22 protein-coding genes are annotated in these 26,542 nt (G+C 66.9%); 12 read left to right on the top strand and 10 right to left on the bottom strand.

Features of this window, described 5'->3' with window-relative positions:
• Nucleotides 1-321 precede the first annotated feature (321 nt).
• A complete protein-coding gene (locus ACX12D_RS26910; protein WP_459376467.1) occupies nt 322-1,740 on the top strand; it encodes an NCS2 family permease in 1,419 nt (472 codons plus the stop codon).
• 165 nt (nt 1,741-1,905) lie between these two features.
• On the opposite strand, the gene metC is transcribed toward ACX12D_RS26910, so the two are convergent.
• From metC to ACX12D_RS26935, 5 genes are read right to left on the bottom strand one after another with little or no spacing between them, the layout of a single operon-like run.
• Entirely contained in the window at nt 1,906-3,114 is a 1,209-nt protein-coding gene (metC, locus tag ACX12D_RS26915; protein WP_459376468.1) for a cystathionine beta-lyase, read from the bottom strand.
• 34 nt (nt 3,115-3,148) lie between these two features.
• Entirely contained in the window at nt 3,149-4,006 is an 858-nt protein-coding gene (locus ACX12D_RS26920) for an amino acid ABC transporter ATP-binding protein (protein WP_441638722.1), read from the bottom strand.
• A complete protein-coding gene (locus ACX12D_RS26925; protein WP_459376469.1) occupies nt 3,993-4,796 on the bottom strand; it encodes an amino acid ABC transporter permease in 804 nt (267 codons plus the stop codon). The genes ACX12D_RS26920 and ACX12D_RS26925 overlap by 14 nt, the downstream gene beginning before the upstream one ends.
• Nucleotides 4,783-5,529: an amino acid ABC transporter permease gene (locus ACX12D_RS26930; RefSeq protein WP_459376470.1), complete on the bottom strand. Its 747-nt coding sequence runs from the start codon at nt 5,527-5,529 to the stop codon at nt 4,783-4,785. Before ACX12D_RS26930 ends, ACX12D_RS26925 begins: the two co-directional genes overlap by 14 nt.
• Nucleotides 5,529-6,377 carry a transporter substrate-binding domain-containing protein gene (locus tag ACX12D_RS26935; protein WP_459376471.1) on the bottom strand — a complete coding sequence of 283 codons (849 nt, stop codon included), beginning with the start codon at nt 6,375-6,377 and terminating at the stop codon, nt 5,529-5,531. Before ACX12D_RS26935 ends, ACX12D_RS26930 begins: the two co-directional genes overlap by 1 nt.
• A 223-nt stretch (nt 6,378-6,600) precedes the next feature.
• On the opposite strand from ACX12D_RS26935, the gene ACX12D_RS26940 reads away from it, so the two are divergent.
• The gene (locus ACX12D_RS26940) at nt 6,601-7,596 is read left to right on the top strand and encodes a tripartite tricarboxylate transporter substrate binding protein (RefSeq protein ID WP_459376472.1); all 996 of its coding nucleotides are present in this window, start codon (nt 6,601-6,603) and stop codon (nt 7,594-7,596) included.
• A 444-nt stretch (nt 7,597-8,040) separates the two neighbouring features.
• Here ACX12D_RS26940 and ACX12D_RS26945 read toward each other — a convergent pair whose 3' ends face one another.
• The gene (locus tag ACX12D_RS26945; protein WP_459374081.1) at nt 8,041-10,335 is read right to left on the bottom strand and encodes a rhodanese-like domain-containing protein; all 2,295 of its coding nucleotides are present in this window, start codon (nt 10,333-10,335) and stop codon (nt 8,041-8,043) included.
• Nucleotides 10,336-10,710: 375 nt separating this feature from the next.
• On the opposite strand from ACX12D_RS26945, the gene ACX12D_RS26950 reads away from it, so the two are divergent.
• The 4 genes from ACX12D_RS26950 to ACX12D_RS26965 all read left to right on the top strand — a co-directional run bounded on the left by ACX12D_RS26950 (nt 10,711) and on the right by ACX12D_RS26965 (nt 14,715).
• Nucleotides 10,711-11,334 (top strand): cysteine dioxygenase family protein, encoded by a 624-nt coding sequence (locus ACX12D_RS26950; protein ID WP_459374082.1) that lies wholly within the window; start codon nt 10,711-10,713, stop codon nt 11,332-11,334.
• A 49-nt stretch (nt 11,335-11,383) separates the two neighbouring features.
• Entirely contained in the window at nt 11,384-13,009 is a 1,626-nt protein-coding gene (locus ACX12D_RS26955; protein ID WP_459374083.1) for a rhodanese-like domain-containing protein, read from the top strand.
• Between the two features lie 111 nt (nt 13,010-13,120).
• Nucleotides 13,121-13,414 carry a helix-turn-helix domain-containing protein gene (locus tag ACX12D_RS26960; RefSeq protein WP_459374084.1) on the top strand — a complete coding sequence of 98 codons (294 nt, stop codon included), beginning with the start codon at nt 13,121-13,123 and terminating at the stop codon, nt 13,412-13,414.
• Complete coding sequence (locus tag ACX12D_RS26965) at nt 13,411-14,715, top strand: type II toxin-antitoxin system HipA family toxin (protein ID WP_459374085.1); 1,305 nt, start codon at nt 13,411-13,413, stop codon at nt 14,713-14,715. The genes ACX12D_RS26960 and ACX12D_RS26965 overlap by 4 nt, the downstream gene beginning before the upstream one ends.
• Nucleotides 14,716-14,726: 11 nt before the next feature.
• Here the strand turns inward: ACX12D_RS26965 and ACX12D_RS26970 are convergent, their stop codons facing one another.
• Complete coding sequence (locus ACX12D_RS26970) at nt 14,727-15,443, bottom strand: SDR family NAD(P)-dependent oxidoreductase (RefSeq protein WP_441638701.1); 717 nt, start codon at nt 15,441-15,443, stop codon at nt 14,727-14,729.
• 207 nt (nt 15,444-15,650) lie between these two features.
• Here ACX12D_RS26970 and ACX12D_RS26975 point away from each other — a divergent pair, with 207 nt between their 5' ends.
• Nucleotides 15,651-17,750, top strand: coding sequence for a TonB-dependent siderophore receptor (locus ACX12D_RS26975; RefSeq protein ID WP_459374086.1), 2,100 nt, complete (start codon nt 15,651-15,653; stop codon nt 17,748-17,750).
• 12 nt (nt 17,751-17,762) lie between these two features.
• On the opposite strand, the gene ACX12D_RS26980 is transcribed toward ACX12D_RS26975, so the two are convergent.
• Nucleotides 17,763-18,659, bottom strand: coding sequence for a LysR substrate-binding domain-containing protein (locus tag ACX12D_RS26980; protein WP_459374087.1), 897 nt, complete (start codon nt 18,657-18,659; stop codon nt 17,763-17,765).
• A 99-nt stretch (nt 18,660-18,758) separates the two neighbouring features.
• Here ACX12D_RS26980 and ACX12D_RS26985 point away from each other — a divergent pair, with 99 nt between their 5' ends.
• Together ACX12D_RS26985 and ACX12D_RS26990 are read left to right on the top strand one after the other, a co-directional pair.
• A complete protein-coding gene (locus tag ACX12D_RS26985; protein WP_459374088.1) occupies nt 18,759-19,295 on the top strand; it encodes an NAD(P)H-dependent oxidoreductase in 537 nt (178 codons plus the stop codon).
• A 57-nt stretch (nt 19,296-19,352) separates the two neighbouring features.
• Nucleotides 19,353-20,237 carry an EamA family transporter gene (locus ACX12D_RS26990; RefSeq protein WP_459374089.1) on the top strand — a complete coding sequence of 295 codons (885 nt, stop codon included), beginning with the start codon at nt 19,353-19,355 and terminating at the stop codon, nt 20,235-20,237.
• Here ACX12D_RS26990 and ACX12D_RS26995 read toward each other — a convergent pair.
• On the bottom strand, nt 20,234-20,869 hold the full coding sequence (locus tag ACX12D_RS26995; protein WP_459374090.1) for a GNAT family N-acetyltransferase: 636 nt from the start codon (nt 20,867-20,869) through the stop codon (nt 20,234-20,236). The genes ACX12D_RS26990 and ACX12D_RS26995 overlap by 4 nt on opposite strands.
• A gap of 88 nt (nt 20,870-20,957) precedes the next feature.
• On the opposite strand from ACX12D_RS26995, the gene ACX12D_RS27000 reads away from it, so the two are divergent.
• Entirely contained in the window at nt 20,958-21,461 is a 504-nt protein-coding gene (locus ACX12D_RS27000) for a winged helix-turn-helix transcriptional regulator (RefSeq protein WP_459374091.1), read from the top strand.
• A gap of 58 nt (nt 21,462-21,519) precedes the next feature.
• Here ACX12D_RS27000 and ACX12D_RS27005 read toward each other — a convergent pair whose 3' ends face one another.
• On the bottom strand, nt 21,520-22,008 hold the full coding sequence (locus ACX12D_RS27005) for a DUF4265 domain-containing protein (RefSeq protein ID WP_459374092.1): 489 nt from the start codon (nt 22,006-22,008) through the stop codon (nt 21,520-21,522).
• Nucleotides 22,009-22,574: 566 nt separating this feature from the next.
• Between ACX12D_RS27005 and ACX12D_RS27010 the strand changes: the two genes are divergently transcribed.
• Both ACX12D_RS27010 and nirB read left to right on the top strand, forming a co-directional pair.
• Complete coding sequence (locus ACX12D_RS27010; RefSeq protein ID WP_459376534.1) at nt 22,575-23,897, top strand: MFS transporter; 1,323 nt, start codon at nt 22,575-22,577, stop codon at nt 23,895-23,897.
• A gap of 64 nt (nt 23,898-23,961) precedes the next feature.
• Entirely contained in the window at nt 23,962-26,511 is a 2,550-nt protein-coding gene (nirB, locus tag ACX12D_RS27015; protein ID WP_459374093.1) for a nitrite reductase large subunit NirB, read from the top strand.
• Nucleotides 26,512-26,542: the final 31 nt, after the last annotated feature.

A 26,542-nucleotide genomic window follows, 5' to 3' on the forward strand; every position in this document is an offset into this window, starting at 1 on the left:
GCGCTTTTCCGAACGCCCCGCCGGCCGCCAGCGCAGGCGCCACTCATATTCATTTCCCAATGTCAGCCATGTTCCGGCCGTTATGAACGAATGCTGCCCCTCCCTTAGTCTTGCGCCATGTCGGACCGGCAGCGCCAGCACGGAGTGGCGAGCAAGCGGCCGACAGCGGCGTACCGGGTTGCATGCAGTGCCGAACGCGACACAAATCTTGTGCGCGGCGGCCCGCATGACGGCCTCGGCAACGACAACGAAAAAGCGAGACAGCCTGGGTACGAGCGACGTAGCCGCCGCCCCAGCGCACCACAAAGGAGACACTCCGCCATGCTTGAACAGCCGTTCCCCGGCCGTGCCACCGCCCCCGGCACCGACGCGATCGAGGCCAAGGCCATCGACGCCATCGCATCCATCGAAGCCAAGGGCTTCCTCGACCGTTACTTCCAGATCAGCCAGCGCGGCAGCACCGGGCGCCGCGAGGCATTGGCCGGCGCCACCACCTTCATGGCCATGGTCTACTCCGTGTTCGTCGTGCCGGGCATGCTCGGCAAGGCGGGCTTCGATGGCAGCGCCGTGTTCGTCGCAACCTGCCTGACCGCGGCGTTCGGCTCCTTGTTGATGGGCGTGTGGGCCAAGCTGCCCATCGCCATCGGCTGCGCGATCTCGCTGACCGCTTTCACCGCCTTCGGGCTGGTGCTCGGGCAGGGGCTCTCCCCGGGCGTTGCGCTTGGCGCGATCTTCCTGATGGGGGTGGTCTTCACCGCCATTTCCGTGACCGGCGTGCGCTCCTGGATCCTGCGCAACCTGCCGGCCGGCGTGGCGCACGGCACGGGCATCGGCATTGGCTTGTTCCTGCTGCTGATCGCCTCCAACGACGTGGGCCTGGTGATCAAGAACCCCGGCGCCGGCCTGCCGGTCGCACTGGGCAAGATCACCGCTTTCCCGGTCGTCATGTCGATCCTCGGCCTGGCCGCCATCTTCGGGCTGGAGCGGCGCCGGGTGCCGGGCGGCATCTTGCTGGTGATCGTCGCCATCTCCGCACTGGGCCTGGCTTTCGATCCCGCCGTCAAGTTCACGGGGGTGTTCGCGCTACCCGCGCTGAGCGCGCCGGGCCATGCCTCGCTGATCGGTGCGATGGACATCAAGGGCGCGCTGTCGCTGACGGTGCTGCCTAGCGTGCTGGCACTGGTGATGACGGCCGTGTTCGACGCCACCGGCACCATCCGCGCCGTCGCGGGCCAGGCCGGCCAGCTCGATGCGAAGGGCCAGATCCCCAACGGCGGCCGTGCCTTGACGACGGACTCGCTCAGCTCGATCTTCTCGGCCTTCTTCGGTGGCGCGCCCGCTGCGGCCTACATCGAATCGAGCGTTGGCGTAGCCGCCGGCGCAAAGACCGGCCTGGCCGCGGTGGTAGTCGGCCTGCTCTTCCTGGCAGTGATCTTCTTCTCGCCGCTGGCCGGGCTGGTGCCTTCGTACGCGACGGCACCTGCCCTGATGTATGTGGGCCTGTTGATGCTCAGCAGCGTCAGCAAGCTGCATATGGACGATATGGTCGACGCCATGGCCGGCCTGGTCTGCGCGGTCTTTATCGTGCTGACCTGCAATATCGTCACGGGCATCATGCTGGGCTTCTGCACCCTGGTGATCGGCCGCATCGTGGCCGGTGAATACCGCAAGCTGAACGTGGGCACCGTGGCCATCGCGCTGGCGCTGGCCGTGTTCTACGGCGGCGGCTGGGCAATCTGAGGCATGACGGCCGCGGCACTGGCCGCGGCCGGTGCCGCCACGCAAGCGGGTACTGAAAGCCAGCGCAACGATGACACTGGCTTTTTTGCGAAGCGGGCAAAATCCAGTCCCGCTTCTTTTTTTTAGCGGCCTGCCCTCGCGCGAACGGCCGCAAATCGCACCGCCTCAGGCGGCCGCGCGCCGTTGCGGCGCAGGTGCCTGCACCGTCGCTGCCAGTCCCTGCGCCAGGTCGGCGATCAGATCCTCCTGTGCTTCCAGGCCGATATGCAGGCGGATCACCGGCTCGGTGCCACGCCAATACGAGTGTTGCGCCAAGCGCTCCGGCGCTGCTACCTGCACCAGGCTTTCATAGCCGCCCCACGAAGCCCCCAGCCCGAACAGGCTCAGCGAATCCACCAGCTTGCGCGCCGCCGCCACATCGGCGGTGGGCAGCGAGAACGAGACCAGCCCGTTGGCGCCGGAGAAATCCCGCAGCCACAGCGCGTGGCCGGGGTCCGAGGGCAAGGCCGGATAGAACACCCGCCCTACCGCCTCATGCGATTCCAGGAACTGTGCCACCGCCAAGGCATTGCGCTGGTGCTGGGCCAGCCGCACCGCCAGCGTGCGGATCCCGCGCAGCGCCAGGTAGGCATCGTCCGCGCTGATGGCCAGGCCGAAGCCATCGTAGGCATCGGCAATGCGTCGCGCCAGCCCTTCGTCCTTGACCACCACCGCACCCTGCATCAGGTCGGAATGGCCGCTGATGTACTTGGTCGATGCCAGGATCGACACATCCACGCCGAGCGCCAGCGGCTGCAGCACATGGCCGGAAGCCCACGTATTGTCGGCGGCCACCACCACGCCGTGGCGGTGCGCGATCTGCGCAAGGCGCGGCAGATCCAGCACCTCGTACAAGAGAGAACTGGGCGACTCCAGGTAGAGCAGCCGCGTGTTCGGACGGATCAGCGCTTGCACATCGTCCTGGCTGGGCGAGAAGTAGCTGACCTCGATGCCCAGGCGGCGCAGCAGCGCTTGCTCCAGCCTGCGTACCGGCGCGTAGACGCTGTCCACCACCAGCGCATGGTCCCCCGGCGACAGCAGCGCCAGGAAGGTCAGCGAGATCGCCGCCAGCCCCGAGGGCGCCAGGAAGGTGCGATTGCCGCCTTCGAGCCCGGCAATCGCGTCTTCCAGCGCGCGGTGCGTATCCATGCCCTGCCGGCCATAGGAGCTGACACGCTCGCCGCGCGCATGGCGCGCCCGGATATCGTCATACGCGTCCGAGTTCTCGAAACGCACGGTGCTGGTGCGCACCACCGGCACGTTGACCGGGCCGTGGCCCTGGACAAAGGGCGGCGTGCCGGCGTGGATCAGTTGGGTATCGCGATGATGGCTCATGGTTGCTCGATAGGGAATTTGGCTTGCGCCGCGCTCAGACGGCGAAGCGCAGCTTGTCGAAAGAGAAAACGAAGGGATCGGCCTGCGCGCGCGGGGCTGTGCCGAGCGAGCGGTTGAGAAAGGCGCGCGTGCGCTCGCTGCGCGGCGCGCTGAAAATGCGGCTGGCCGGGCCATGCTCGACAATGCGCCCGCCTTCGGTGAAGTAAACCTCGTCGCTGATCTCTTGCGCAAAGCGCATCTCGTGCGTCACCAGCAGGCAGGTCAGCCCCTCCTCGACCAGGTCGCCGATCACGGTCAGCACCTCGCCCACCGTCTCCGGGTCCAGCGCCGAGGTCACCTCGTCGAACAGGATCAGCTCCGGCTCCATCGCCAGCGCGCGGGCGATCGCGACCCGCTGCTGCTGGCCGCCGGAGAGTTCGCCCGGATACGCGCCGGCCTTGTCGGCCAGGCGCACTTTGCGCAGCAACGCGATGGCGGTGGCCTCCGCCTGGGCGCGGCCGCGCCCCAGCACGCGCAATGGCGCGATGGTGAGGTTCTGCAGCACGGTCAGGTGCGGAAACAGGTTGTACTGCTGGAAGACAAAGCCCACACGCTTGCGCAGCGCAATGCGCTCGGCCTCGCTGCGCAGTTCGCGCACTGCAACGCCGCCGACCGTCACCGTGCCCTGCTGCGGCTCCAGCAGGCCGGTAAGGCAACGCAGGATGGTGGACTTGCCCGAGCCGGACGGACCGATGATGGACACCGCCTGCCCGCGCCGCACTTCCAGGTCGATGCCCTTGAGCACCGGGTTGCCGCCAAAGGCAAGGTGCACGTCCTTGAGCGCAACCAGCGGCGCGGCAGCCACGGGGACCGCGGACAACACGGGCCCGCCGTTATGTTCAGGCAACAGCATATTTTTGTTCCAGGAAACGGGTGAAGCGCGAAATCGGGTAGCACCAGGCAAAGAACATGGCCAGCACGGTGAAATAAATCAGCACGGTGAAGGCGGTCTGGTTGACGGTATTGCTGGCGATCTGCGCGGTATCGAGCAGATCGTGCACGCCCACCAGCGAGGCCAGCGCGGTGCCCATGGTGAGCGTGGCGTACAGGTTCATCCACGGCGGCAGCATGCGGCGCACGCATTGCGCAACGATGATCAGCCGCAGGATCTGCCAGCGCGAGAAGGCCATCGAGCTGGCCGCCTCCCACTGCGTCAGCGGGATCGACTGCACCGCGCCACGCAGCACCTCGGCCACATTGGCGCTGGCCGGCAGCGCCAGGCCCACCACCACCTTGAACCAGTCGGGGAACGGCACGATATGGCTGCCGATATTCACCTCGAACGGGAAGACGTAGGTGGAAAAATAGATCAGCACCAGCCAAGGCGCATTGCGGAACACCTGCACGTACAGATGCGCCGGGCGCGACAGCAGCGCCACCGGCGACAGGCGCAACGCGCCGACCAGCAGCCCGCCGGCCGTGCCCAGCAATATCGCCAGCAGGCTCACGCCGATATTGACCAGGAAGCCGCGCACCAGCGCCGGCGACCATTGCCAAACGCTCGCCAGCGCGCGGGCCAGGTCCGGATGGCGGGTCGCCGCGAGCGCCACCACCGCCAGCGGCAGGAGCCACAGCAGCCCCGCATAGCGACCGGCGCGCGACATGGCGGGCGCGGCGAGATAAGTAGAATCAGCGCTCGCCATAGCCGGGCATCCTTAGTCGAAGTTCCAGCCAGTTGCCCGCCTGGCTGACCACCCAGGTCAGCAGGCCGAAGAACAACAGCAACAGCACCATCAGTTCCAGCACGTTGTCGCGCTGGGTCCAGATCATGATGGAGGCGTAGGTGATATCGCCCACCGCAATCGCGGACGCCACCGCCGTGGCCTTGACCAGCTCCACGGAATTGTTGACCAGGGCAGGCAGGGCAAAGCGCACCGCCAGCGGCAACTGCACGCGCCAGAGCAAAGTGCGGCGATCAAAGCCGAGCGACGCCGCCGCCTCCAGCGTAACCTTGGGCACCGCCTCGATGCCAGCGCGCAAGGCTTCGGCGTGAAACACGCCCTTGTGCAGCGACAGCACTACCACCACCCACAGGAACGGCGTGAGCGGATTGGTCCGCTGCGCGTCCTGCAAGGCATGGGTGATCAGCATGTTGAGGACCAGGAAGGCGCAGTAGAGCTGCACCAGGGTTGGCGTGTTGCGGGTGACCTCCACAAACGCGCGCGTGGCACCGGCCAGCAGCGCGTTGCGCGAAGTCAGCGCCGCCGCCATGCCCACTCCGGCGATCAGGCTGCCGGCAAGGGTGCAAAGCACCAGCTCGATGGTCACCCAGGCGCCATGCACGAAGGAGGCGCGGTCATAGGCATCGGCGAGGAACGCGTAGTTCAGGCCGATGCGGTGCGCCGCATCGATCCACCAGGCAATCGCTGCTTCCATCAGGAACGGCCGCCCTTGAACTTGTCATGCAGCTCGGTCAGCGCCGGCGACGGCGGCAGGATGCCGGCCTTCTTCTCGGTGGCAACCAGCCAGCCGCTGCGATGCCAGTTCTGCACGATGCGGTCCACCGCCTGAATGGTGTCCTGCTCGCCCTTGCGGGTCCAGATCACGGTCGGCGCGGGATTGAGTTCAGGCAGCACGATGCGGTAGTTCTGCCATTCCGGGTTGCCCCGCACCAGCGGCTGCAGCAGCGTGTTATCGTGCACGGCGCCGGCGCAGTTGTCACCGCGCAGCGCCAGCAGCGATTCCGCCGAGCCTTTGAAGCCCTTCGGGATGGCGCCGTATTCCACCTGCACCGGGCGCGTATAGCTGCTGCCCTGCGAGATGCACACCGTCTTGCCCTTCAAGTCTTCCCAGCGGCGGATATCGCTTTGCTTGGGCACGATCACTGCGCCGCCCACACGATAGTAAGGCGTAGGCACGTGGCCCAGCTGCTCACCGCGCTCGGCGTTGTATTCCATCGCCGCGATCAGCACGTCGACCTTGCCCTGCTGCAGGAACTGCACGCGATTGGACGGCTGCACCTGCACCGTTTCCAGCTCCACATTGAGCTGCCTGGCCAGGTCCTGCGCGAGGTCCGCGTTGAAGCCGACGGGCTTTTGCGTGGCGGGATCGATCGAGCCGAAGGCGCTGCCGGACAGCATGATGCCGACCACGATCTTGCCGCGCTGGCGGATCTTGTCGAGCGTGGCGTCGGCCTGCGCGGCGCCGGCAAAGAAGGTGCCGGCCAGCAAGGCGGCAGCGAAGACGAGAGGACGCGGGGAGCGCAGCGAAAGAGTGCGGGTCATGGTGTGTTCGAGTTCTTGTTGGCTAAGTCGTTGGTGCAATGCAGCCGATAAACTGTACGCAAGCGCCGACGGGCACGGAACGAATAAAAGAGCCAATCGTTATGCGCATTCCGTTGCCCGCGGCAGCGCAGCGCGGGCGCATATCCATGCGCGGAAAGATTCGTTGGCCGCGGGGGCCACGCTTTCTAAGCTTTGCGCTCGATTCGCCTCCGGCAATACCGTCATGCAACGTCGCACCCTGTTCCGCGCTCTCCTCTGCCTGCCCGTCGCCGCTGCTGCGGCCGCCATCGCTGGCGTACCTTTGCACAGCGATGCCCCGCAAGCCTTCCCCGCGCGTCCCGTGCGCATCGTGGTGCCGGTGGCGCCCGGCGGCAGCGCCGACAAGCTCGCGCGTACGCTGGCGCTCAAGCTCAGCGAGAAATGGGGCCAGCCCGTGGTGGTGGAAAACGTGGTGGGCGCCAGCGGCACCCTGGGTGCCGCGCAGGTGGCGCGGGCCAAGCCGGACGGCTACACCTTGCTGCTGGGTGGCGAAGGCGTGACGCTGAACGCCTCGCTGTTCAAGACGCTGCCGTACGATGCGAGCCGCGCGTTTCGCGGTGTCAGCAAGGCGGTGGTGAATCCGCAGATCCTGGTCGCCAGGCCGGATCTTGGCGTGCGCAACCTGCAGGACTACATCGCGCTGGCACGCAAGAAGCCGGGCGAGATCACGCTTGGCCTGCCGGGCAATGGCGGCATTGCCCACGTGGCCCATGAAATGCTATCGCGCCAGACCGGCATCAAGGTCAACTACATTCCCTACGCCGGGGGCGCGCCCGCCACAGTCGACCTGCTTGGCGGGCATATCGACGCAACGCTGATCACGCTCGCGGCGGTGACCGATTACGTGCGCTCCGGCCGGCTGACTGCGCTGGCGGTGACCACGCCTTACCGCTCGAAGGCGCTGCCACAGGTGCCGACCATGGCGGAGGCAGGTGCCGCCGGTTTCGCGGTGGAAAGCTGGCAGGGCTTGCTTGCGCCTGCGGCTACGCCGGCTGATGTGGTGGATCGCATTAGCCGCGATGTGGCGGCCGTGCTTGATGTGCCGGCCACGCGCGGCCAGCTGGAGGATGCGGGGTATGTTGTGGTGGGGTCTTCGGCGCAGGAGTTGGATGCTACGTTGGCTCGGGATTTGCCTAGGTATGCTTTGGTGATTTTGGCTTCGGGGATGTCGTTGAGGTAAGGCAAAGTCAAAGTCAAAGTCAAAGTCAAAGGCAACTGCAGTTTCACCACCCCTGCGGGGCGGCGACCTACTTTCTTGTCTTGCCAAGAAAGTAGGCAAAGAAGGCGCGCCGGATGGGGCGACACCCCCTCGGGATTTCACGAAAAGAGCGGCCGGGACCCAAACTCGCATCGCCTTAAGGCGATACTCAGACATGGGTCCCTCTTTTCCGCTCTTTTCGTGAAATCCCGAGGCGCCCCATACGGCCTTGGCACACCTTGACGGCTCGCTTCGCATCGCGTTGGGGTGTGGCCCGCCCTTCGGGCGCTTCACACGGCTACCACAATGGGTTGATCGGCTGATCAGTTGAACGGTTGATCTTGCCGCTGGTTTTCTCCCCTCTCCCACTTGTGGGAGAGGGGCCGGGGGAGAGGGCGGGCGCTGGCCGAAGCGATGCCTTTGCGCCTACTGCTGCCTGTAGTCCACCAGCCGCACCGGCAAATCACCGTCTCGTTCGAGTTGATCCACCAGGCCGATTTCCCAGTTCAGGTAGGCGTGCATCTCGGACTTCCGGCGGTTTTCATCCTCGTAAGCGTAGGCGCTGTACCACGCGTCTTCGTCGCCGGTCAGGACTCGCGCTGCGGCGGCCGTGCCGGCCTCGCCGGATTCCGTTGGCAAGCCAAGCGCTTGCCAGCGTGCATTGCCGCCCAGCAGCGCGCGGACGTCGCGTTGGCTTGTGCGGCGCAACTCCGCTGCCACCGCTTGCGCCAGCACGCCGTCGGATGACGTCACCACGATGATGTCGTCGGCACTGGCATGCTCCAGCACCAGCGCGACCTTCTCTGGCGTGGCGAACCATGCGCCGGGCAGGTGGCCGCGACGGAATGCCAGGCTGCTATCCACGTCCACCACCGTTGCCCCGCCCTGCGCTTGCAGCGCGGACAGCGATGCGGCTTCGATCCACGGTGCTTCGGCCTCGGAGGCGCGCAGCACGCGCACGGGCTCGGGGCCGGATTCGCGCGGTGCCAGCGGTGCCGGACGGAACAGGTAGACCTCATGGCCGCTGAACTGGGCCAGCCAGGCTGCCGTGATATGTGCGCGCACGCCGTCCCAGTCGGCCAGCACGATGCGGGCGCGGCGGGTGCCGGCGTAGGCGTCGGTGGCCTGCACCAGCTGGCCGCCGGGGGCACTGCGCCAGCCCGGCAGATGGCCTGCGGCGTATTCCTCGGGCGAGCGGACATCAAAGCGGTACAGCGTGCGGTCATCCACCTGCTGCGCGAAGGTAGCTAGCTGCGCCGCATCGATATGTTGCACGCCAGCGCGCTGCGCCACGCGGGCGGCCCGTTCACGCGCCGCGGCCTGGGCGGCTTCGCCGGGCTGTGGCGCGAAACGGGTCTGGCCGTGGTCGAGCTGGTAGCCGGCCAGCAGCCATGCCATGGTGCCGTCCTTGAGCGACACCACGCGATTGGGAATGCCAGCGTTGATCAGCGTCTGCGCGCCCACGATGCTGCGCGTGCGGCCGGCGCAATTGACCACCACCAGCGTCTCGGGATCGGGCGCGATCTCGCCGATGCGGTAGACCAGCTCAGCGCCCGGGCAGTCCACCGCGCCGGGGATGCTCATGTTCTGGAATTCCGTGAAGGGGCGGCTGTCCACCACCACCACGTTGTCGCCACGCGTCTGGTGCAGCTTGAGCGCCTCGGCGGTGATCCACGGCGTCTGCAGCTCGTGCTCGATCACTTCGCCGAAGGCTTTGCTGGGCACGTTGGTGCCGCTGAAGATCTCATAGCCGGCGGCCTGCCAGGCACGCGTGCCACCTTCGAGCACGGATACGTTGGTATAGCCAAAGCGCAGCAGCTTGGCCGCGGCTGCGTGGGCGATATCCTCGATCAGATCCGTCACCACGATGCGCGTGGTGCGGCGCGGCACCAGCCGGTCGATCGTGGTCTCAAGCCGGCCCAGCGGCGCGGGCACGGCGAACAACAGGTGCTCACGCGAGAAAGCGCCCTCTTCCCGCGCGTCCAGCACGGCGAGCTCCTCTCCCTCGGCAATGGCGCGCTTGAGCGCGGCCGGGCTCACCAGCGGATGGCGGATCAGCGCAGGCGCGGCAAAGGTGCGGTAGCTGTATTGCGTGCCACCCTCGGGCGCGGGGTCGAACTTCACGCGCTCGCTCAGGCGGGACAACGTGAGGCCGTAGAAGTGCAGGTGCAAGCCAGGCGTATCGCCGATCAATTCGATGGTATGCACATCGGTGGGCGATAGCGTGATGGCATTGCCTGCCTGTACATCGAGCTGGCGCAGCGGTTCCAGCGTGTCGAGCCCGGGCTTGCTGCCCTGGCTGCGATGAAAGATCACATTGCGCTCCACACCGCGCACGCCGGCAATCACCGCCCAGGTGGTGTGGTCGTGCGGCGGCTGCGCCTTGCCCGGCAGGCCGGCCGAGGCGAACAAGGCAAAGCGGCCGTCCGGGTCTTCCGCCAGCCGGTAGATCGCGGCGGGCCTGGCCGCATCCACGGGGAAATGCGCCGGCGGGAACAGATGCGCCTGGCCGGCCAGCGCCACCAGTTCGTCGGCGATCGCGGCCAGCGGCGTCTTGTCGGCGGCGTGGCTGCCGGCGATCTCTCGAGCACGGGCGATGAAGGCGGCGACCGCCGCGGCGCGGGCGCTACTCACGTGGCCGGCAACGGCCGTGGCGTCGGCGTTTGCGTCGGCCTTTGCGTCAGTATCGGCCAAGGTCTGGGACAAGTCGGTAATGGTCATGGCAAGAAGCTCTTGAAAATGCTGGGCACGTTGAAGCCTAAAAGAACTTGCGCCTGGCGCTAACGAATCAGATCGCAGATCGTTATGCCGTGCCTGGCGTGGACAGCATGCCGCCGCGGGTTGCCGCGCGCGGGCAAAGGCCACCAGCCGCTCCACGCCCTGCGCGCATTCCTCGGCGGCGGCCACCAGGGCGATGCGGACATGGCCCGCGCCGGGGTTGTGGCCATTTACCGTGCGCGCCAGGAAGGCCTTGCACCAGATCAAAACCGAATATGCATCGGCGATATTGTTAGTTCTTCCCGGGTCGCGCACTCCGTAGAGTGGAGCACGGCCGCCACCTGCCACGGCATCGTATTCACTACAGGATCTCCCCCCATGACGACCCAGACCAATCAGACCAATCAGCAAAACCAGCGCAATGCGGCTATTGCCGCCACCCTCGCCGAAGTCAGCGCACTGACGGCACAGCGCGAGGTGGATCGCGCCACGCTCGGGCAGGTCACCGCCGCCCTGCAGAAGCTGGCCGACCAGAAGGACCTGTTCGGCTTTGCCGATTTCCCGCCGCCCAGCGACGGCACCACCACCTCCACCCGCTACCGCCTGAGCGGGGAAGGCCAGTTGCCGGCGCTCTATCTCAATTCGATCGTGCCGGGCAAGAAGACCATCCCGCACAACCATGACACGTGGGCCGTCATCGTGGCCGTCCAAGGCGATGAGCTCAACCGCGTCTACCGCCGCACCGACGACGGCAGCAACCCCGAGCGGGCCAGCATCGAACTGGAGCGCGAACTGGTGGTGCGCCCGGGCACGCCGATCAGCTTCCTGCCGCAGGACATCCATAGCATTCACGTGGTGGGCGACGCCCCCACGCTGCACTTCCACCTCTACGGCCGCCCACTCGAAACGCTGACCGGGCGCATCGGCGTGGAGCTGGAGACCGGGCGCATCGTCAACTACAACGCTACCCAGTTGAACCGCAGCGAGAAAGCGGCGGCCTGACCTTGCGGCCAAGACGACAGCCCCATCCTTTGTTCACGCGGAGCACGCCATGACCCAATCCATCGACGCCGTCACCTTGCGCGGCTGGCTTAACGACGGCCAGCCCCTGGCGCTGTTCGACGTGCGCGAGCACGGCCAATATGGCGAGGGCCATCCCTTCTTCGCCGTGCCCCTGCCCTACAGCCGGCTGGAGCTGGATGTTGCCCGCCTGGCGCCGCGCCTGGCCGAGCGCATCGTGCTGTTCGACGACGGCGACGGCGTGGCCGGGCTGGCGGCACAACGGCTGGCTGGCCTGGGCTACAGCAATCTCACGCTGCTGGCGGGGGGCGCCGCGGCGTGGGCCGCGGCCGGCTACACCTTGTTCAAGGGCGTCAACGTGCCATCGAAGACGTTTGGCGAACTGGTCGAACACCAGCAGCACACGCCGCGCCTGAGCGCTGCTGAGCTGGTGGCGCGCCGCGACAGCGGCGAGCCGCTGGTGCTGGTGGATGGCCGCACCTTTGCCGAGCACCAGAAGATGACCATCCCCGGCGCGCACAGCCTGCCCAACGGCGAGCTGGCCCTGCGCCTGGCGACACTGCTGCCGGATGCGCAGACCACCGTGGTGGTGCACTGCGCCGGGCGCACGCGCAGCATCATCGGCGCGCAGACGCTGCGCAACCTTGGCCTGCCCAATCCCGTGCTGGCGCTGGAAAACGGCACGCAGGGCTGGTACCTGGCCGGCCACGTGCTTGAGCACGGCAGCCAGCGCCGCTACCCGGCGGCCCCGCCGGCCAGCGAGCTGGCCGAGGCGCGCGCCCGCTCGGCCCGGCTGCTGCAGCGCGCCGGCTTGCCCGCGCTGTCGGCCACGCAGGCGCAGCAGTGGCTGGACGACGACAGCCGCACCACCTACCTGCTGGACATCCGCACCGCCGAGGAATTCGCGCAAGGCTCGATCGACGGCGCGCGGCACGCGCCCGGCGGCCAGCTGGTGCAGGCCACCGACCAATACATCGGCGTGCGCGGCAGCCGCGTGATCGTGTTCGACGACGACGGCGTGCGCGCACCTGTGGTGGCCAGCTGGCTTTACCAGCTGGGCTATGAGAGCGCCGTGCTCGCGCACGGCGTCAACGCCGCCATCAAGGCGAGCGCGCCGCCGCGCACCCTGCCCGCCCACGCCCTGCCGGTGCTCGACGCCAACCTGCTGCGCGCGCTGCACGCGGAGGCGCCGGACGCGCTGCGCATCGACCTGCGAGACAGCGCCGAATATGCCCGCGGCCATGCCGAAGGCGCGGCCTGGTCGATCCGCCCGCGCCTGCCCGCCACGCTGGACCACCTCGGCGCCACCCATGACCAGCCGGTCATCCTGATTGCGAGCGAGCCGCACGTCGCCAACCTGGCCGGGCGGGATCTGCTGGCCGCCGGCTACCGCCATGTGTACCGGCTGGCGGAGGGCTACCGCACCTGGCAGGCCGCGGGGCTGCCCGAAGCGGCCGAGCCGGTGGGGCTGCCGCCCGAAGCACGTATCGATTACCTGTTTTTCGTGCACGACCGGCACGAGGGCAACAAGGACGCCGCGCGCGCCTACCTCGCCTGGGAAACCGGGTTGATTGCACAGTGCGCGCCGGATGAGCTGGGCCGCTTCCGCATTCTGGCGTCCGCAGGGCAAGCGGCAGACCAGAGCAAGGCGGCCTGATCGATCAAGCTATTATGTTATAGCATACTAATTTGATATATTTTATGCAATAACATAACAAACACCGTCATGTGCTATGCTATTTCATATCTTTTGATGTGAAAATATGCCATGGCATCATTCTACGATCAGCTCCAGGCACGCCGAGCCACACGCAAATCCTCGCTGGGGGAAGTGGCCCGGCTGATCGGCATGGCGCCGTCCAACCTGACCACGGCGCTGAGCGGCCGCAGCGATGTGCGCGCCTCCACACTCGACGCCGTGGGTGCCGCGCTCGATGCGGAATGGGTCCTGGTGCCACGCGAGCACCTGCTCGCCGTGAAGCGCCTGGTCGAGGGCAAGGACAGCGGGCCGGACCGCGAGGCCAAGACCTCGGTGGAAATGTTCCTGGAGCAGGAATCATGAGCCCCGGGCTGCGCCCCCGCTATCTGGAAGTGCACCTGCACGGCGTGCTGTGCGGCCATCTGTGCGAGGTCGAGCGCACCTGCCGCTTCGTGCCGGCAGAAGCCTTCCGTGGCGACCCGCTGCGGCCCACGCTCAGCCTTTCGCTGACCTTCCCCGGCAACGACACGCTGACCGCCTCGGTGCTGTCCAACCCCTTCCATCCCGCGCTGTACAACACCAACGCGGCGCTGCCGCCCTACTTCGCCGGGCTATTGCCCGAGAGCGAGCTGCGCAAGCGCCTGGAGGCCACGCGCCACCATCCCGAAGACCGTGACGATTTCGGCATCCTGGCCGCCGCCGGCGACGACCTGCCGGGCGCGGTAGTGGTGCGCCCCGCGCCCATCGACGCCCTGCCCGAGCACGTGCGCACCGTCGGCGTGACGGGTGGCGCGGACAACCTGGAAATTGCCGTGATCGAGGGCCCCACCGAAGGCGCGGCCTCGGTCTCGGGCGTACAGAACAAGCTAGCGCTGTCCACCGCGCATGCCGGCAAGCGCTACACCATGCCCACCCACGGGCACCTCTCCGACCTGATCGCCAAGCTGCCCGCGCGCAATGACGACAGCCAGGTCTTCAACGAATACGTGTCGATGCAACTGGCGCAGGCCGCCGGCGTGGCGGTGGCGCCGTGCCGGCCCGCGCCGCTTGCCGCCATCGAGGTCGAGGGGCTGGCCGAGGCCCTTGGCACCGGCCTGCACTTCCTCGCCGTGGACCGCTTCGACCGCGAGCCCGGCGGGCGCGTGCATGCCGAAGACGGCTGCCAGTTGCTGACCCGCATGCCCAGCCGCAAGTATGGCGGCCATGACGCCTACGCCGCCCTGGTGCAACTGCTGGAGCGCCTCAGCGTGCGCGGCATCGAAGACGTGCGGCAGTTCTTTATCCGCCAGGCCGTCAATACGCTGCTGGGCAACAGCGACGCCCACCTGAAGAACTTCTCGTTCCTGTACCGCAACGGCGTCGCGCCCGAACTCTCGCCCGCTTATGACATCGTCAGCGTGGCCGCCCTGCCGGGCTTTGCCGGCTTCGGCCAGAACGTGGCCATCGACCGGCAGCAGCGCGAGCAAACCCTGCAGACCTACCGCGAGTTCGCGCGCAAGGCCCGGATCGCCGAGCGCATCGCCACCGCCGCCGTGAAAGACGCGGTGGCGATGGCGCACGAGCGCTGGCCGGCATTGCTGGAGCAGCTGCCGGCGCCGGCGGGCATGCGTGCCATCGTGCTGGAGCGGCTGGCGACATTGCCGCTGGCACGGCGCAAGGCTTAATTCAACGCCCCTCAGCTCAGCCCATCCAGCACCACGTGCTGCCCATGGATCGCCTGCGCAGCGTCCGAGGCCAGGAAGGCAATGGCGCGCGCCGCCGCCGCGGTCGAGACCCAGTTGGTGGGATCGGCGGTGGGCATGGCCTGGCGGTTGGCATGGGTGTCGAGGGTGCCCGGCGCGACGCTGTTGACGTTGACGCCAGCCCGGCGCACCTCATGCGACAAGCTCTCCACCAGACGCTGCAACGCGCTCTTTGACGCGCAGTAGGCGCCCATCGCGGCGGCCCCGCTGGCAGCACCGCGCGCGGTCACAGCCACGACTTTGCCGGCACCCTGCGCAAGCATGGCGGGCACCAGGTGCTGCGTGACGGCCACCAGCGACCAGGCGTTCAGATCCATCATCCGCATCCAGGATTCGCGGCTGAGCGCATGCACGGGCTCGCCCATCTCGAAGCCGCCTGCCACGTGCACCAGCACATCCACGCCGCCGAACGCGTCAAGGATGCTGCGCGCCGCCATGGCCATGCTGTCCGTCGAGGTCACGTCCGCCGCCAGCAACAGGTGCCAGTCCGCGGCCTCGGGCACCGGCGCGTGCGCGCGCAGCACCTCCACGTCGCGGTCGATCAGGGCTAGCCGCGCCCCCTCGTCCGCGAACGCCTGGGTAACGGCGCGGCCAAGCGCGCCACCGGCGCCAGTAATCACGATGCGGCGGGGGGATGCTGACGACGCCATGGTGTTCTCCTGTTCGGGCTGCGGTCTCCTAGTCACCATAGTCTGCCGCGCTTGAGGTGGAAAGCGCGTTGGCGTGCGAGGTGCAAAGCCGGCGCATGCATTTGGCCTCGCCGGGTCCGGCAAAGCAAAGCCCGGCATCATTGCAGAATCTTACAAATGATAATAGTTATCATTTACAATCTGGCGCTTTCCGCACTCTCGCAGCACATGCTCACTCGCCAACTGATTGCCCCGGCCGCCCTGGGCTGCCTGCTCTCCCCCGCCATGGCCCTGGCCGCCCCCGACGCCGAGACCACCCTGCCGTCCGTCACGGTCAGCGCCGCCGAAGATCCCCGCGCCGACACCGGCTTTGCCACGCGCCGGGCAGCGGGCGTGACCAAGTCCGGCACGTCCGCGGCGGACAGCGCGCAGTCCATCACCGTGATCACGCGCGATCTGATGGACAGCCAGCAAGCGCAAACCCTGGGTGACGCGCTGGCCAATTCGGCCGGCGTGGTCACCAATGTCTACGGCCGGCGCGGCTGGGACGACTTCATCATCCGCGGCCAGCGCGCATCCGAATCCGTCTTTGTCGATGGCCTGCTGGTCGAGTCGAACAACCGCGTGGCGCAGGAGCTGTTCGGCGCGCAGCGCGTGGAAGTGCTCAAAGGCCCGGCCTCGGTATTGTTCGGCAAGGTGCAGCCGGGTGGCATGGTCAATATCGTCAGCAAGCGCCCCATGCCCGAACTGTTTGGCGAACTAGGGCTGACGGTAGGCAACTACGGCTTGCGGCAGGCCACGGCGGACGTGGGCACGCCATTGTCGGAAAACGGCAAGGCCGCGCTGCGCGTGAACGCCCTGGCGATGAACAGCAACGACGCGACCGACTACGTCTATTACCGCAACCGCTACATCGCGCCGTCGCTGTCGCTGGACCTGGGCGCGCGCACCGACCTGACCCTGCTGGCGAGCCACAACGAGCGGCAATATGTGCGCCAGCAAGGCCTGCCCGTGAATGGCACGCTCACCGCCAACCGCAACGGCACCCTGCCCAACAGCCGCTTTACCGGCGAACCGGGCCTGGCGCCATACGACGGCGAGCAGAACCGGCTGGGCTATGCGCTGACCCACCGCTTTGATTCCGGCTGGACGCTGAACCAGAATTTCCGCTGGCAAACGCTGTCGCTGGCCGGCACGCTGATCGCGGGCGGCACCATGGCCGTCAACAGCCAGCTGCTCAACCGCAGCGGCACGCAGCAGGATTTCTCCGGCACCACCATCGGCGTGGATACCAACCTGCAGCGGCGCTTCGAGATTGCCGGGCAGCAGCATGAGATCACGCTCGGCGTGGACTACAACCGCAGCAACGAGAGCCGCCTGCAGCGTACCTGCCGCGTCGCCGCGCTGAACGTCTACAAGCCGGTGTATGGCGCGGCCGTGAACTGCCCCAGCGCCTACAGCTTGAACCAGGAAGACAACGTCAGCACGCTGGGCTTCTACGCGCGCGACCAGGTGCGCTTTGCCGAGCGCTGGCTGCTCACCGCCGGCCTGCGCCACGACACCGCCCGCACCAGCACCACGGACCGCCTGGCCGCCACGCGCCTGGACGACACCGCGCGGGCCGTCACCGGCAGCGCCGGGCTGATGTTCGACCTGACCAGCTGGGCACGGCCCTATGTCAGCTACGCGACCTCGTTCCTGCCCAATAGCGGCACGGACGTCAACGGCGGCACCTTCAAGCCCGAGACGGGACGCCAGGCCGAGGTGGGCATCAAGTTCGATTTGCCCGGCAAGCGCGGCCTGCTGACCCTGTCTGCCTTCGACCTGACCCGGCGCAACGTGCTGAGCTCGGACCCGGTCAATACCGGCTTCAGCATTGCCACGGGCGAGCAGCGCACGCGCGGGCTGGAGGCAGAGCTGACGGCGGATCTTGGCGGCGGCTGGAGCCTGGCCGGCGCCTATGCCTACATCGCCAGCGAGGTCACGGAAGACACCGTTGCCGCCAATGTGGGCAAGCCGCTCAACAACGTGCCCCGGCACAGCGTCTCGCTGTGGGGCACCAAGCATTTCCGCGGGCCGCTGGCGGGCTGGTACGCCGGCGCCGGCATGCGCGCGGAGAGCGCCAAGCGCGGCTACACCTTCAACTACACCGTGCCCGGCTACGCGGTGGCGGACCTTGGCGTGGGCTATGTGGCATCGCACTGGAAGGCCGCGCTCAACGTCAAGAACGTGTTCGACAAGGCGTACTACGCCGGCGGCCTGAGCAACAACATCGTGCCGGTGGGCAATCCCCGTACGGTCATGCTCAACGTGGCGCTCAACTACTAAAACCAAACTACGCTACGCCGCCAGCAGGCCTTCGATCAGGCCCGCCACATGCCGCACGGCCACGTCGGCGTCGCGGCGCACATGCCAGGCCAGGTGGAGGGAAAAACCCTCCACCGCCACCGGCGGCGCGAACGTCGCCAGGGGCTGTGCCGGGTCCTCCGGCAGGCAGCGGCTGGGCAGCATGGCGATCAGGTCGGAATCGGCCAGCAGCGGCGGCACCATCATGAAGCTCGGCACCACCATGCCGACGCGCCGCGCCAGGCCCATCCCAGCCAGTGCATCGTCCAGCGGCCCATGGATGTCGCCACGGCCGGATACCAGCACATGCGGGTAGTCCAGCCAGCGCTCCAGGCCAAAGCCGGTGGCGGCCGGATGGCCCCGCCGCATGGCAACCACGTAGTGCTCGCGCAATAACGGCCGGCGGCGAAAATCCGCGCCCACGGCGGGAAACACGGATACGGCGAGATCGCTATCCCCGCGCGCCAGGGACTCGAGCGCAGCATCGGCGCCCTGCCACGGCTGCAGCACGAGATTGACACACGGCGCGCTGCGCGCCAGTTGCCGATGCAGTTGCCGCGCCACCAGCACCGCGGGATGGTCCGCCATGCGCACGCGCACCGTTTGCGACAAGCTCGCCAGGTCCACCTCGGGCTCGCCGATCACCGCCGCCACCGAGGCCAGCGCCTGCTTCAGCGGCGCGCGCAGAGCCTGTGCCTTTGGCGTGAGCTGCATGCCGCCAGGCGCACGCTCCAGCAGGCGATCCTTGAACAGATGGCGGCACCGCTCCAGCGCGCTGGAGGCCGCTGGCTGGGACAGCCCGACACGCTGCGCGGCACGCGACACATGGGCTTCGTCGAGCAAGGCGTCCAGCACAGTCAGCAGATTGAGGTCGATCGCACGTAAATTCATGAAACAGATAATAGAACATACAAACTATCCATTGGAATGATTTAGTGTGAAGCGGCATCCTTGAGACATCACCACGGCAACTACCAACCGGAGCCCATCATGTCCAAGACCCTGATCCTGCTGTTCCACCCCCGGTTCGGCCAATCCAAGGCCAATCGCGCCCTCTGCAATGCGGCCAGCACACTGCCCGGCGTGGAGATCGCCGACCTCTACGCCCTCTACCCGGACGGCGCCATCGATGTGGACGCCGAAGTCCGCCGGCTGCTTGGCGCGGACCGCATCGTGTTTCAGTTCCCGCTCCAGTGGTATGCCACGCCCGCCCTGCTCAAGGCCTGGCTGGACGCCGTGCTGACACGCATGTTCTATATCGCCTACGAGACGGAGGGCCGCGCGCTGGCAGGCAAGCCCATGCTGGTAGCCGCCACCGCGGGCAACGTGCGGCAGGCCTACGGGCCAGGCGGCGTCAATCTGTTTCCGCTTGCCGAGTTGCTGCGCCCCTTGCAAGCCACCGCCAACCGCTGCGGCCTGCCGTGGTCCGAGCCGTTCGTGCTTTATGAGGCGGGCAAGCTGGATGACCACGCACTGGCTGCCGCGGGCGAACGCTATGCTGTGCGCTTGCAGCACATCGCAGCCTAGCCAGCCACGCCAGGATCGTTCAAGATTCGGGCTCGCAGAAACGCCTGAGAGTCGCAATTGCCGCTGAATCGCCTGAAACAAAGTGCCACCCTGATCGCCGTGCTGGCATTGATCGGATCGATGGCCTCGCTCTGCGTCGGAACATCGTTTGCCAAGAGCCTGTTCGCCGAGGTTGGCGCCCAAGGCACCACGGCGCTGCGGGTGAGCTTCTCGGCGTTGATCCTGCTATGCGTGTGGCGGCCCTGGCGGATGCCGCTCAGCCTGGCCAACGCCCGCGTGATCGCGCTGTACGGCGCGGCGCTGGGCGCCACCAACCTGCTGTTCTATATGTCGCTGCGCACCGTCCCGCTCGGGCTGGCGATTGCCATCGAGTTCACCGGGCCGCTGGCGGTAGCCGTGTCGTCGTCGCGGCGGGCCATCGACTTTCTCTGGATTGCCTTTGCCGTGGCAGGCTTGCTATTGCTGTTGCCGCTTGGGCAGAACGTTGCCACGCTCGATCCCGTGGGCATCGGCTACGCGCTGGCGGCCGGCGTGGGCTGGGCGCTATACATCATCTTCGGGCAGATGGCAGGCAACGCGCACGGCGGGCAAGCCACCTCGCTCGGGCTGACCATGGCATCGCTGGTCGTGCTGCCTTTCGGGCTGGCGCATGCCGGCACGGCCATGTTCAGCCCGTCGCTGCTGGTGGCGGGGCTGGCGGTTGGCCTGCTCTCCAGCGCCATTCCCTATTCGCTGGAAATGGTGGCGCTCAAGCGGCTGCCGCGCCGCACCTTCGGCATCCTGCTCAGCATGGAACCCGCCATGGGCGCGCTGGCAGGGCTCGCCTTCCTGCACGAGACGCTGAATACACAGCAATGGCTGGCGATTGCCAGCATCATCACGGCGTCGGTGGGATGCACCGTGACGGCCGGATCGCGCAAGCGCGCAAGCGCAGAGGCTTAGGCCGCTGGCAACAGCGCGACGCCCTGCGGCGCGCTGTTGCCAGCCAACTCGCCCAGCACCAGCTTCACCTCATACAGCAGGTTGTCTTCCGGATTACGCCGGGTGGAGAAACCGAACTCCCGCATCAGCGCCAGCATGCGGCGGTTCTCGCTCAGCACATCCCCGCGCAGCAGATGCAGGCCGGCGCCCAGCGCCGCGTCGCGCAGGCGCTGGATCAGCCGGCGGCCGATACCCTTGCCTTGCCAGTCGTCGGCCACCGCCACGGCAAACTCGCCAACGTCGCCCTCTTCGCCACGCGTCACCACGTAGTTGCCGTTGGCGACGATCATCGGCAGTCCCTCCACTTCCGCCGTGACCACCAGCGCCAGGCCGGCGTTGCTCTCGATGAACAGGTCGATCACCTCGTCGGACACGCGTCCGCCGGTCAGGAAGCGGTAGTAACGGCTCTCGCGCGACAGGGCCTGCACGAAGGCCCGCTCTCTCTCGGCATCAGCGGCACGAACAGCGCGCACGACCACGCGCTCGCCACCGCTCAACTTCCAGGTTTCGGCACATTCCGGGCAGCCGGCATGCCAGCCGCCGCCGGTCAGGCGGGATTGGCCGGAGAGACTGGGGGGATTCGAGGGTTGCATATCCGGCTCCTGACTTCATATTTCATAGCCAGGAGTATAGGCAATACCCTGACTTTTGCAAATGAAGTTAGCCTGCTATGCTCAATGGATGGATCTCACCGCCCAAGAACTCCGCAACTGCTCGATTGCCGCGACCCTCTCGCTGATCGGAGAGAAGTGGACGATCCTGATCCTGCGCGACGTTTTCCACGGCATCAGGCGCTTCGACGAGTTCCTGGAGCGCCTGCAGTGCTCCCCCGCCGTGCTGTCGGCCAGGCTCAAGACACTGACCGAGGCCGGCATCCTGCGCAAGGTGAGCTATCGGGAGCCGGGCGAGCGGGAACGGTTCGAGTACCGGCCGACGCGCGCCGCAGTGGAGTTGCTGCCGGTGATCATCGGGCTGATGCAATGGGGTGATCGGCACCTGGCCGCCAGCGGCCAAGGGCCGGTGACGCTGCTTACCGCACCGGAGGGGCGCCGCGTGCGCGCGGCGCTGGTGGATGATGCGGATCAGTTGGTGCGGCCCAACGATATCGAGATCTACCACGCGAGCCAGCGGCCAGCGCCGGCGGCCGAAGGCGAATCCCCGCAAACGCCTGCCACGCAGGCGTGACCCTGGGCGCGAGGCGACGCAAAAGCAGCTTGGTCATGCATCCCGGCGCGATCAGCCGTCAATCCTTCAGCCACCAGTCCAGCAGTGTTTCGTCATCGGGATCGTCCAGATTCCGGTAGATGTTCGCGTAGTACCACTGAATCCCGGTCTGCTCGCGAAACCTGTCAAAGACCTCGCGGATCCGGTCCATCCCGTTGCTGGATGGGATGGTCAATGACAGGTTTCCGCCGTTGATCCCATCCAGGGAACCGCCCAGTTCGGCTTGCACTTCCTTCTCCAGGCGTGCCAGGCTTGCCTGTGGGATATCTTCATCCTCGTAGATCTGAATGCAGAAATTGCCACCCCTCGACAGGACTTCGGCATGCGCGTTTCTGTTCTTGATAGAGACGATGTCGCCTCTTGCCAGATTCAGGGCGAGACCGGGCGAGGCGAGCAGCTCATAGGTGTCTTCATCGATCTGGCGGGCGGGCAGTTCTTCGAACATTGGCTCCGCGTCGTCTTCTCCGGCGTAGACGTGGATCAGGACGTTTGGGGGGATGTTTTCCATGGGTGGCTCGTCGCTCTTGAATTTGATGCTGATGCGCAATCGCCTAGTTTACATAGCAAGCGTGTCATTCGGCCTCGAATCGACTTGAAGAGACCCGAATTGACGACGGCGCCTGGGCTGCGTGGCGTCCAGCGCGGGTTCTGGTGGCTCGGGGCCAAGTTCCCTTGGCACGGCAGGCGGAAATGGCATAACAAGTGGCATAACAATCGCCCCTTCCGGCATCCACGGCCTGAGCCGGGACAGCCCGATACCAGATACCAGCTGCTGCCTGCACCACCGCGCGCACCGCCCCGGTCCATTGCACTGCACCATGACCGTGCCGCCCCGCCCCACCTCGGCGCATCGCCTCCCGGCCTGACGCGCCTGCGCAGCGCAAAAACCCCGCCATCCATCACAAACAGCCCTGGCACACCGCTTGCGTAATAAGACGCGAGCGGACCAACGGCGGCCCGCTCACCTCACACAGGGTGGTAGCGGTCTTCACCGCTGCCACCAGGACAACGGCGTCCCCTGATCTGGTCTTCACGACCGGATTGCGGGACGCCATTTGTTTTTATGGAGCCATGATGACCGGCAAAGCCACCCGCATCGAACTGCTAAGCCTGCGCACCCCGCAGATGCGCGCCTTCCACCTGACGTGGATGGCCTTCTTCGTGTGCTTCTTCGCGTGGTTCGCTTGCGCGCCGTTGATGCCGGTGCTCAAGGGTGAATTCGGCCTGACTCCCGACCAGATCGCCAATATCAATATCGCGGCAGTGGCGGTGACCATTCTCGTGCGGCTGGCCATCGGCCCGCTGTGCGACCGCTTTGGTCCCCGCCGCGCCTACACCGGCTTGCTCGCGCTGGGAGCGATCCCCGTGCTGGGCGTGGCGATGGCGCAGAGCTACGAAGCCTTCCTGTTCTTCCGCCTGTTGATTGGCGCGGTTGGCGCGAGCTTCGTGATCACGCAATACCACACCTCGGTGATGTTCGCGCCCAACGTGGTGGGCACCGCCAACGCGGCAGCGGCCGGCTGGGGCAATGCCGGCGGTGGCGCGGCGCAAGCGCTGATGCCGCTGCTGCTGGGTGGCGTGCTGATGCTGGGCGTGAGCCACACCATGGGCTGGCGCCTGGCGCTGCTCGTGCCGGGCGTGCTGATGCTGATCATGGCAGTGCTGTACTGGCGCTATACGCAGGACTGCCCGCAAGGCGACTTCAAGGATCTGCGCGCGCGCGGCATCGCCATCGACAGCGGCAAGAAAGGCGGCTGGGCCAGCTTTGTCGCCGCTGCCGGCAACTACCGCGTGTGGATGCTGTTTATCACCTACGGCGCCTGCTTCGGCGTGGAGATCTTCATCCACAACGTGGCTGCTACCTATTACGTGGATCACTTCGGCCTGTCGCTGGGCAGCGCCGGCCTGGCCGCCGCCAGCTTTGGCCTGCTCGCCCTGTTCGCCCGTGCCTTGGGCGGCTGGCTGTCGGACAAGGCTGCGCTGCGCCGTGGCCTGGATGCGCGTTCCATGCTGCTGTTCGTGCTGATCCTGGGTGAAGGCCTGGGCCTGTTGTGGTTCGCCCAGGCGCATAGCGTCGTGGCTGCCGTGGCCGCCATGCTGGGCTTCGGCCTGTTCACCCATATGGCCTGCGGCGCCACCTATGCGCTGGTGCCCTTTATCGACCGCAAGGCGCTGGGCGGCGTGGCCGGCATCATCGGCGCCGGCGGCAATGTGGGCGCCGTGGCGGCGGGCTTCCTGATGAAGGGCCTGGGCGGCAACCTGCAGCAAACGCTGACCGTGCTGGGCGCGGCGGCCATCGTCTCCGCCTTGTGCGCCATCGCCGTGCGTTTCTCGGCCGAGCACAAGGCCAGCGAGCAGGCGCTGTTCGACAACGCGCTGGCCGGCTCGAGCTCCTGAGCCTGTCCGACGCAACGACTCCAAAGCACACGCACCAGCGGCCCCACAGAACAAGGAAACCATCATGAAACTGATCATCATCGGCCACGGCATGGTCGGCCACAAATTCCTGGAATGCCTGGCCGAGGCCGGCTCGCAAGATCTCGAAGTCACGGTGCTGTGCGAGGAGCCGCGTCCGGCCTACGACCGTGTGCACCTGTCCGAGTTCTTCGCTGGCAAGTCCGCCGAGGATCTCTCGCTGGTCGAAACTGGCTTCTTCGAGCGCAGCAACATGCTGCTGCGCCTGAACGCGCGTGCCACCGGCATCGACCGCGCGGCCAGGACGGTGACGGTTTCCACCGGCGAGACACTGTCCTACGACAAGCTGATCATGGCCACCGGCTCCTACCCCTTCGTGCCGCCGCTGCCCGGCAAGGACCGCAAGGATTGCTTTGTCTACCGCACCATCGAAGACCTGGAAGCCATGCAGGAATGCGGCGCCCGCTCCAAGACCGGCGTGGTGATCGGCGGCGGCCTGCTGGGCCTGGAATGTGCCAAGGCGCTGCGCGACATGGGCCTGCAAACCCATGTGGTGGAATTTGCCCCCCGCCTGATGGCGGTGCAGGTGGACGACGGCGGCGGCGCCATGCTGCGCCGGAAGATTGAAGCGCTTGGCGTCACCGCGCATACCCGCAAGAACACCGTTGAGATCGTCGACGGCGAAGACGGCACCCATCGCATGAACTTTGCCGATGGCAGCCACCTGGACACCGACATGATCGTGTTCTCGGCCGGCATCCGCCCGCGCGACGAGCTGGCCCGCGCCAGCGGCCTGGCCATTGGCGAGCGCGGCGGCATCACGGTGGACAACCAGTGCCTGACCTCCGACCCCGACGTGTACGCCATCGGCGAATGCGCGCTGTGGGACGGCAAGATCTACGGCCTGGTCGCCCCGGGCTATGAAATGGCCCGCGTGGCCGCCAAGCACCTGCTCGGCCACCAGGCCGAGTTCGCCGGCGCCGACATGAGCACCAAGCTCAAGCTGATGGGCGTGGACGTGGCAAGCCTGGGCGACCCGCACGGCAATGCGCCCGGCAGCCGCTCGTTCCAGTTCACCGACGAGCGCAAGCAGGTCTACAAGAAGCTGGTGGTGTCCGAGTGCGGCAAGTACCTGCTGGGCGGCGTGCTGGTAGGCGATGCCGAGGAATACGGCACCCTGCTGCAGATGATGCTCAACAAGATCGAGCTGCCCGAGTCGCCGGAATTCCTGATCCTGCCGTCCTCCGACGGCCAGGCCAAGCCGGGGCTGGGCGCCGACGCGTTGCCCGATGCCGCGCAGATCTGCTCCTGCAACAACGTGACCAAGGGCGATATCTGCGCCGCCGTCTGCAACGGCACCACCACCATCGGTGCGATGAAGAGCTGCACCAAGGCCGGCAGCACCTGCGGCGGCTGCGTGCCGCTGGTCACGCAGGTCATGAAGGCCGAGATGAAGAAGCAAGGCCTGGCGGTGAACAACCACCTGTGCGAGCACTTTGCCTACTCCCGCCAGGAGCTTTACCACCTGGTGCGCGTGGGCGGCTTCAAGACCTTCGACGCACTGCTGGCAGCGCACGGCAAGGGCCTGGGCTGCGACGTCTGCAAGCCCACCGTGGCGAGCATCCTGGCCTCGTGCTGGAACGAGTTCGTGCTCAAGAAAGAGCACGCCAGCCTGCAGGACTCGAACGACTACTTCCTGGGCAACATCCAGAAGGACGGCACCTACTCGGTCGTGCCCCGCATGCCGGGCGGCGAAGTCACCCCCGACGGCCTGATCGCGGTCGGCCAGGTGGCCAAGAAGTATGGCCTGTACACCAAGATCACCGGCGGGGCGCGGGTCGACATGTTCGGCGCGCGCGTGGAAGAGTTGCCGATGATCTGGGAAGAACTGATCGCGGCCGGTTTCGAATCGGGCCATGCCTATGGCAAGTCCCTGCGCACCGTGAAGTCCTGCGTGGGTTCCACGTGGTGCCGCTACGGCGTGGACGACTCGGTCGGCCTGGCCATCGAGATCGAAAACCGCTACAAGGGCCTGCGCGCGCCGCACAAGATCAAGTTTGGCGTCTCCGGCTGCACCCGCGAATGCGCGGAAGCACAGGGCAAGGACGTGGGCATCATCGCCACCGAACGCGGCTGGAACCTGTACGTGTGCGGCAACGGCGGCATGAAGCCCCGCCACGCCGAACTGCTGGCCAGCGACCTGGACCGCGCAACGCTGCTGCGCTACGTGGACCGCTTCCTGATGTTCTATGTGCGCACCGCGGACCGCCTGCAACGCACCAGCGTCTGGCGCGACAACATGGAAGGCGGGCTGGACTACCTCAAGGCCGTGGTGCTGGAAGACAGCCTGGGCGTCGGCGCCGAACTGGAAGCGCAGATGCAGCACGTGGTGGACACCTACGAAGACGAATGGAAGGCCGCCGTGACCAACCCGGAAACCCGCAAGCGCTTCCGCCACTTCGTCAACAGCGACCTGCGCGACGACAACCTGGTCTTCATGGAGGAGCGCGGCCAGATCCGCCCGGCCACGCCGGAGGAACGGAACTTGCGTAAATCCCGGCTTGAGCAGATCCCCGTGATCGTCAAGGCAGCCTGAACCGTCCCGACCCATCATCCCGCGCCAACGC

The organism is Cupriavidus sp. PET2-C1, assembly GCF_054515855.1.

Coding starts and splice junctions, on each gene's coding strand:
- ACX12D_RS26965 (WP_459374085.1), top strand. CDS start 13,411: ATGAGCCCCGGGCTGCGCCCCCGCTATCTGGAAGTGCACCTGCACGGC.
- ACX12D_RS26980 (WP_459374087.1), bottom strand. CDS start 18,659: ATGAATTTACGTGCGATCGACCTCAATCTGCTGACTGTGCTGGACGCC.
- nirB (WP_459374093.1), top strand. CDS start 23,962: ATGAAACTGATCATCATCGGCCACGGCATGGTCGGCCACAAATTCCTG.
- ACX12D_RS26920 (WP_441638722.1), bottom strand. CDS start 4,006: ATGCTGTTGCCTGAACATAACGGCGGGCCCGTGTTGTCCGCGGTCCCC.
- ACX12D_RS27010 (WP_459376534.1), top strand. CDS start 22,575: ATGACCGGCAAAGCCACCCGCATCGAACTGCTAAGCCTGCGCACCCCG.
- metC (WP_459376468.1), bottom strand. CDS start 3,114: ATGAGCCATCATCGCGATACCCAACTGATCCACGCCGGCACGCCGCCC.
- ACX12D_RS26995 (WP_459374090.1), bottom strand. CDS start 20,869: ATGCAACCCTCGAATCCCCCCAGTCTCTCCGGCCAATCCCGCCTGACC.
- ACX12D_RS26925 (WP_459376469.1), bottom strand. CDS start 4,796: ATGGCGAGCGCTGATTCTACTTATCTCGCCGCGCCCGCCATGTCGCGC.
- ACX12D_RS26950 (WP_459374082.1), top strand. CDS start 10,711: ATGACGACCCAGACCAATCAGACCAATCAGCAAAACCAGCGCAATGCG.
- ACX12D_RS26910 (WP_459376467.1), top strand. CDS start 322: ATGCTTGAACAGCCGTTCCCCGGCCGTGCCACCGCCCCCGGCACCGAC.
- ACX12D_RS26935 (WP_459376471.1), bottom strand. CDS start 6,377: ATGACCCGCACTCTTTCGCTGCGCTCCCCGCGTCCTCTCGTCTTCGCT.
- ACX12D_RS26985 (WP_459374088.1), top strand. CDS start 18,759: ATGTCCAAGACCCTGATCCTGCTGTTCCACCCCCGGTTCGGCCAATCC.
- ACX12D_RS26975 (WP_459374086.1), top strand. CDS start 15,651: ATGCTCACTCGCCAACTGATTGCCCCGGCCGCCCTGGGCTGCCTGCTC.
- ACX12D_RS27005 (WP_459374092.1), bottom strand. CDS start 22,008: ATGGAAAACATCCCCCCAAACGTCCTGATCCACGTCTACGCCGGAGAA.
- ACX12D_RS26970 (WP_441638701.1), bottom strand. CDS start 15,443: ATGGCGTCGTCAGCATCCCCCCGCCGCATCGTGATTACTGGCGCCGGT.
- ACX12D_RS26930 (WP_459376470.1), bottom strand. CDS start 5,529: ATGGAAGCAGCGATTGCCTGGTGGATCGATGCGGCGCACCGCATCGGC.
- ACX12D_RS26960 (WP_459374084.1), top strand. CDS start 13,121: ATGGCATCATTCTACGATCAGCTCCAGGCACGCCGAGCCACACGCAAA.
- ACX12D_RS26955 (WP_459374083.1), top strand. CDS start 11,384: ATGACCCAATCCATCGACGCCGTCACCTTGCGCGGCTGGCTTAACGAC.
- ACX12D_RS26940 (WP_459376472.1), top strand. CDS start 6,601: ATGCAACGTCGCACCCTGTTCCGCGCTCTCCTCTGCCTGCCCGTCGCC.
- ACX12D_RS27000 (WP_459374091.1), top strand. CDS start 20,958: ATGGATCTCACCGCCCAAGAACTCCGCAACTGCTCGATTGCCGCGACC.
- ACX12D_RS26945 (WP_459374081.1), bottom strand. CDS start 10,335: ATGACCATTACCGACTTGTCCCAGACCTTGGCCGATACTGACGCAAAG.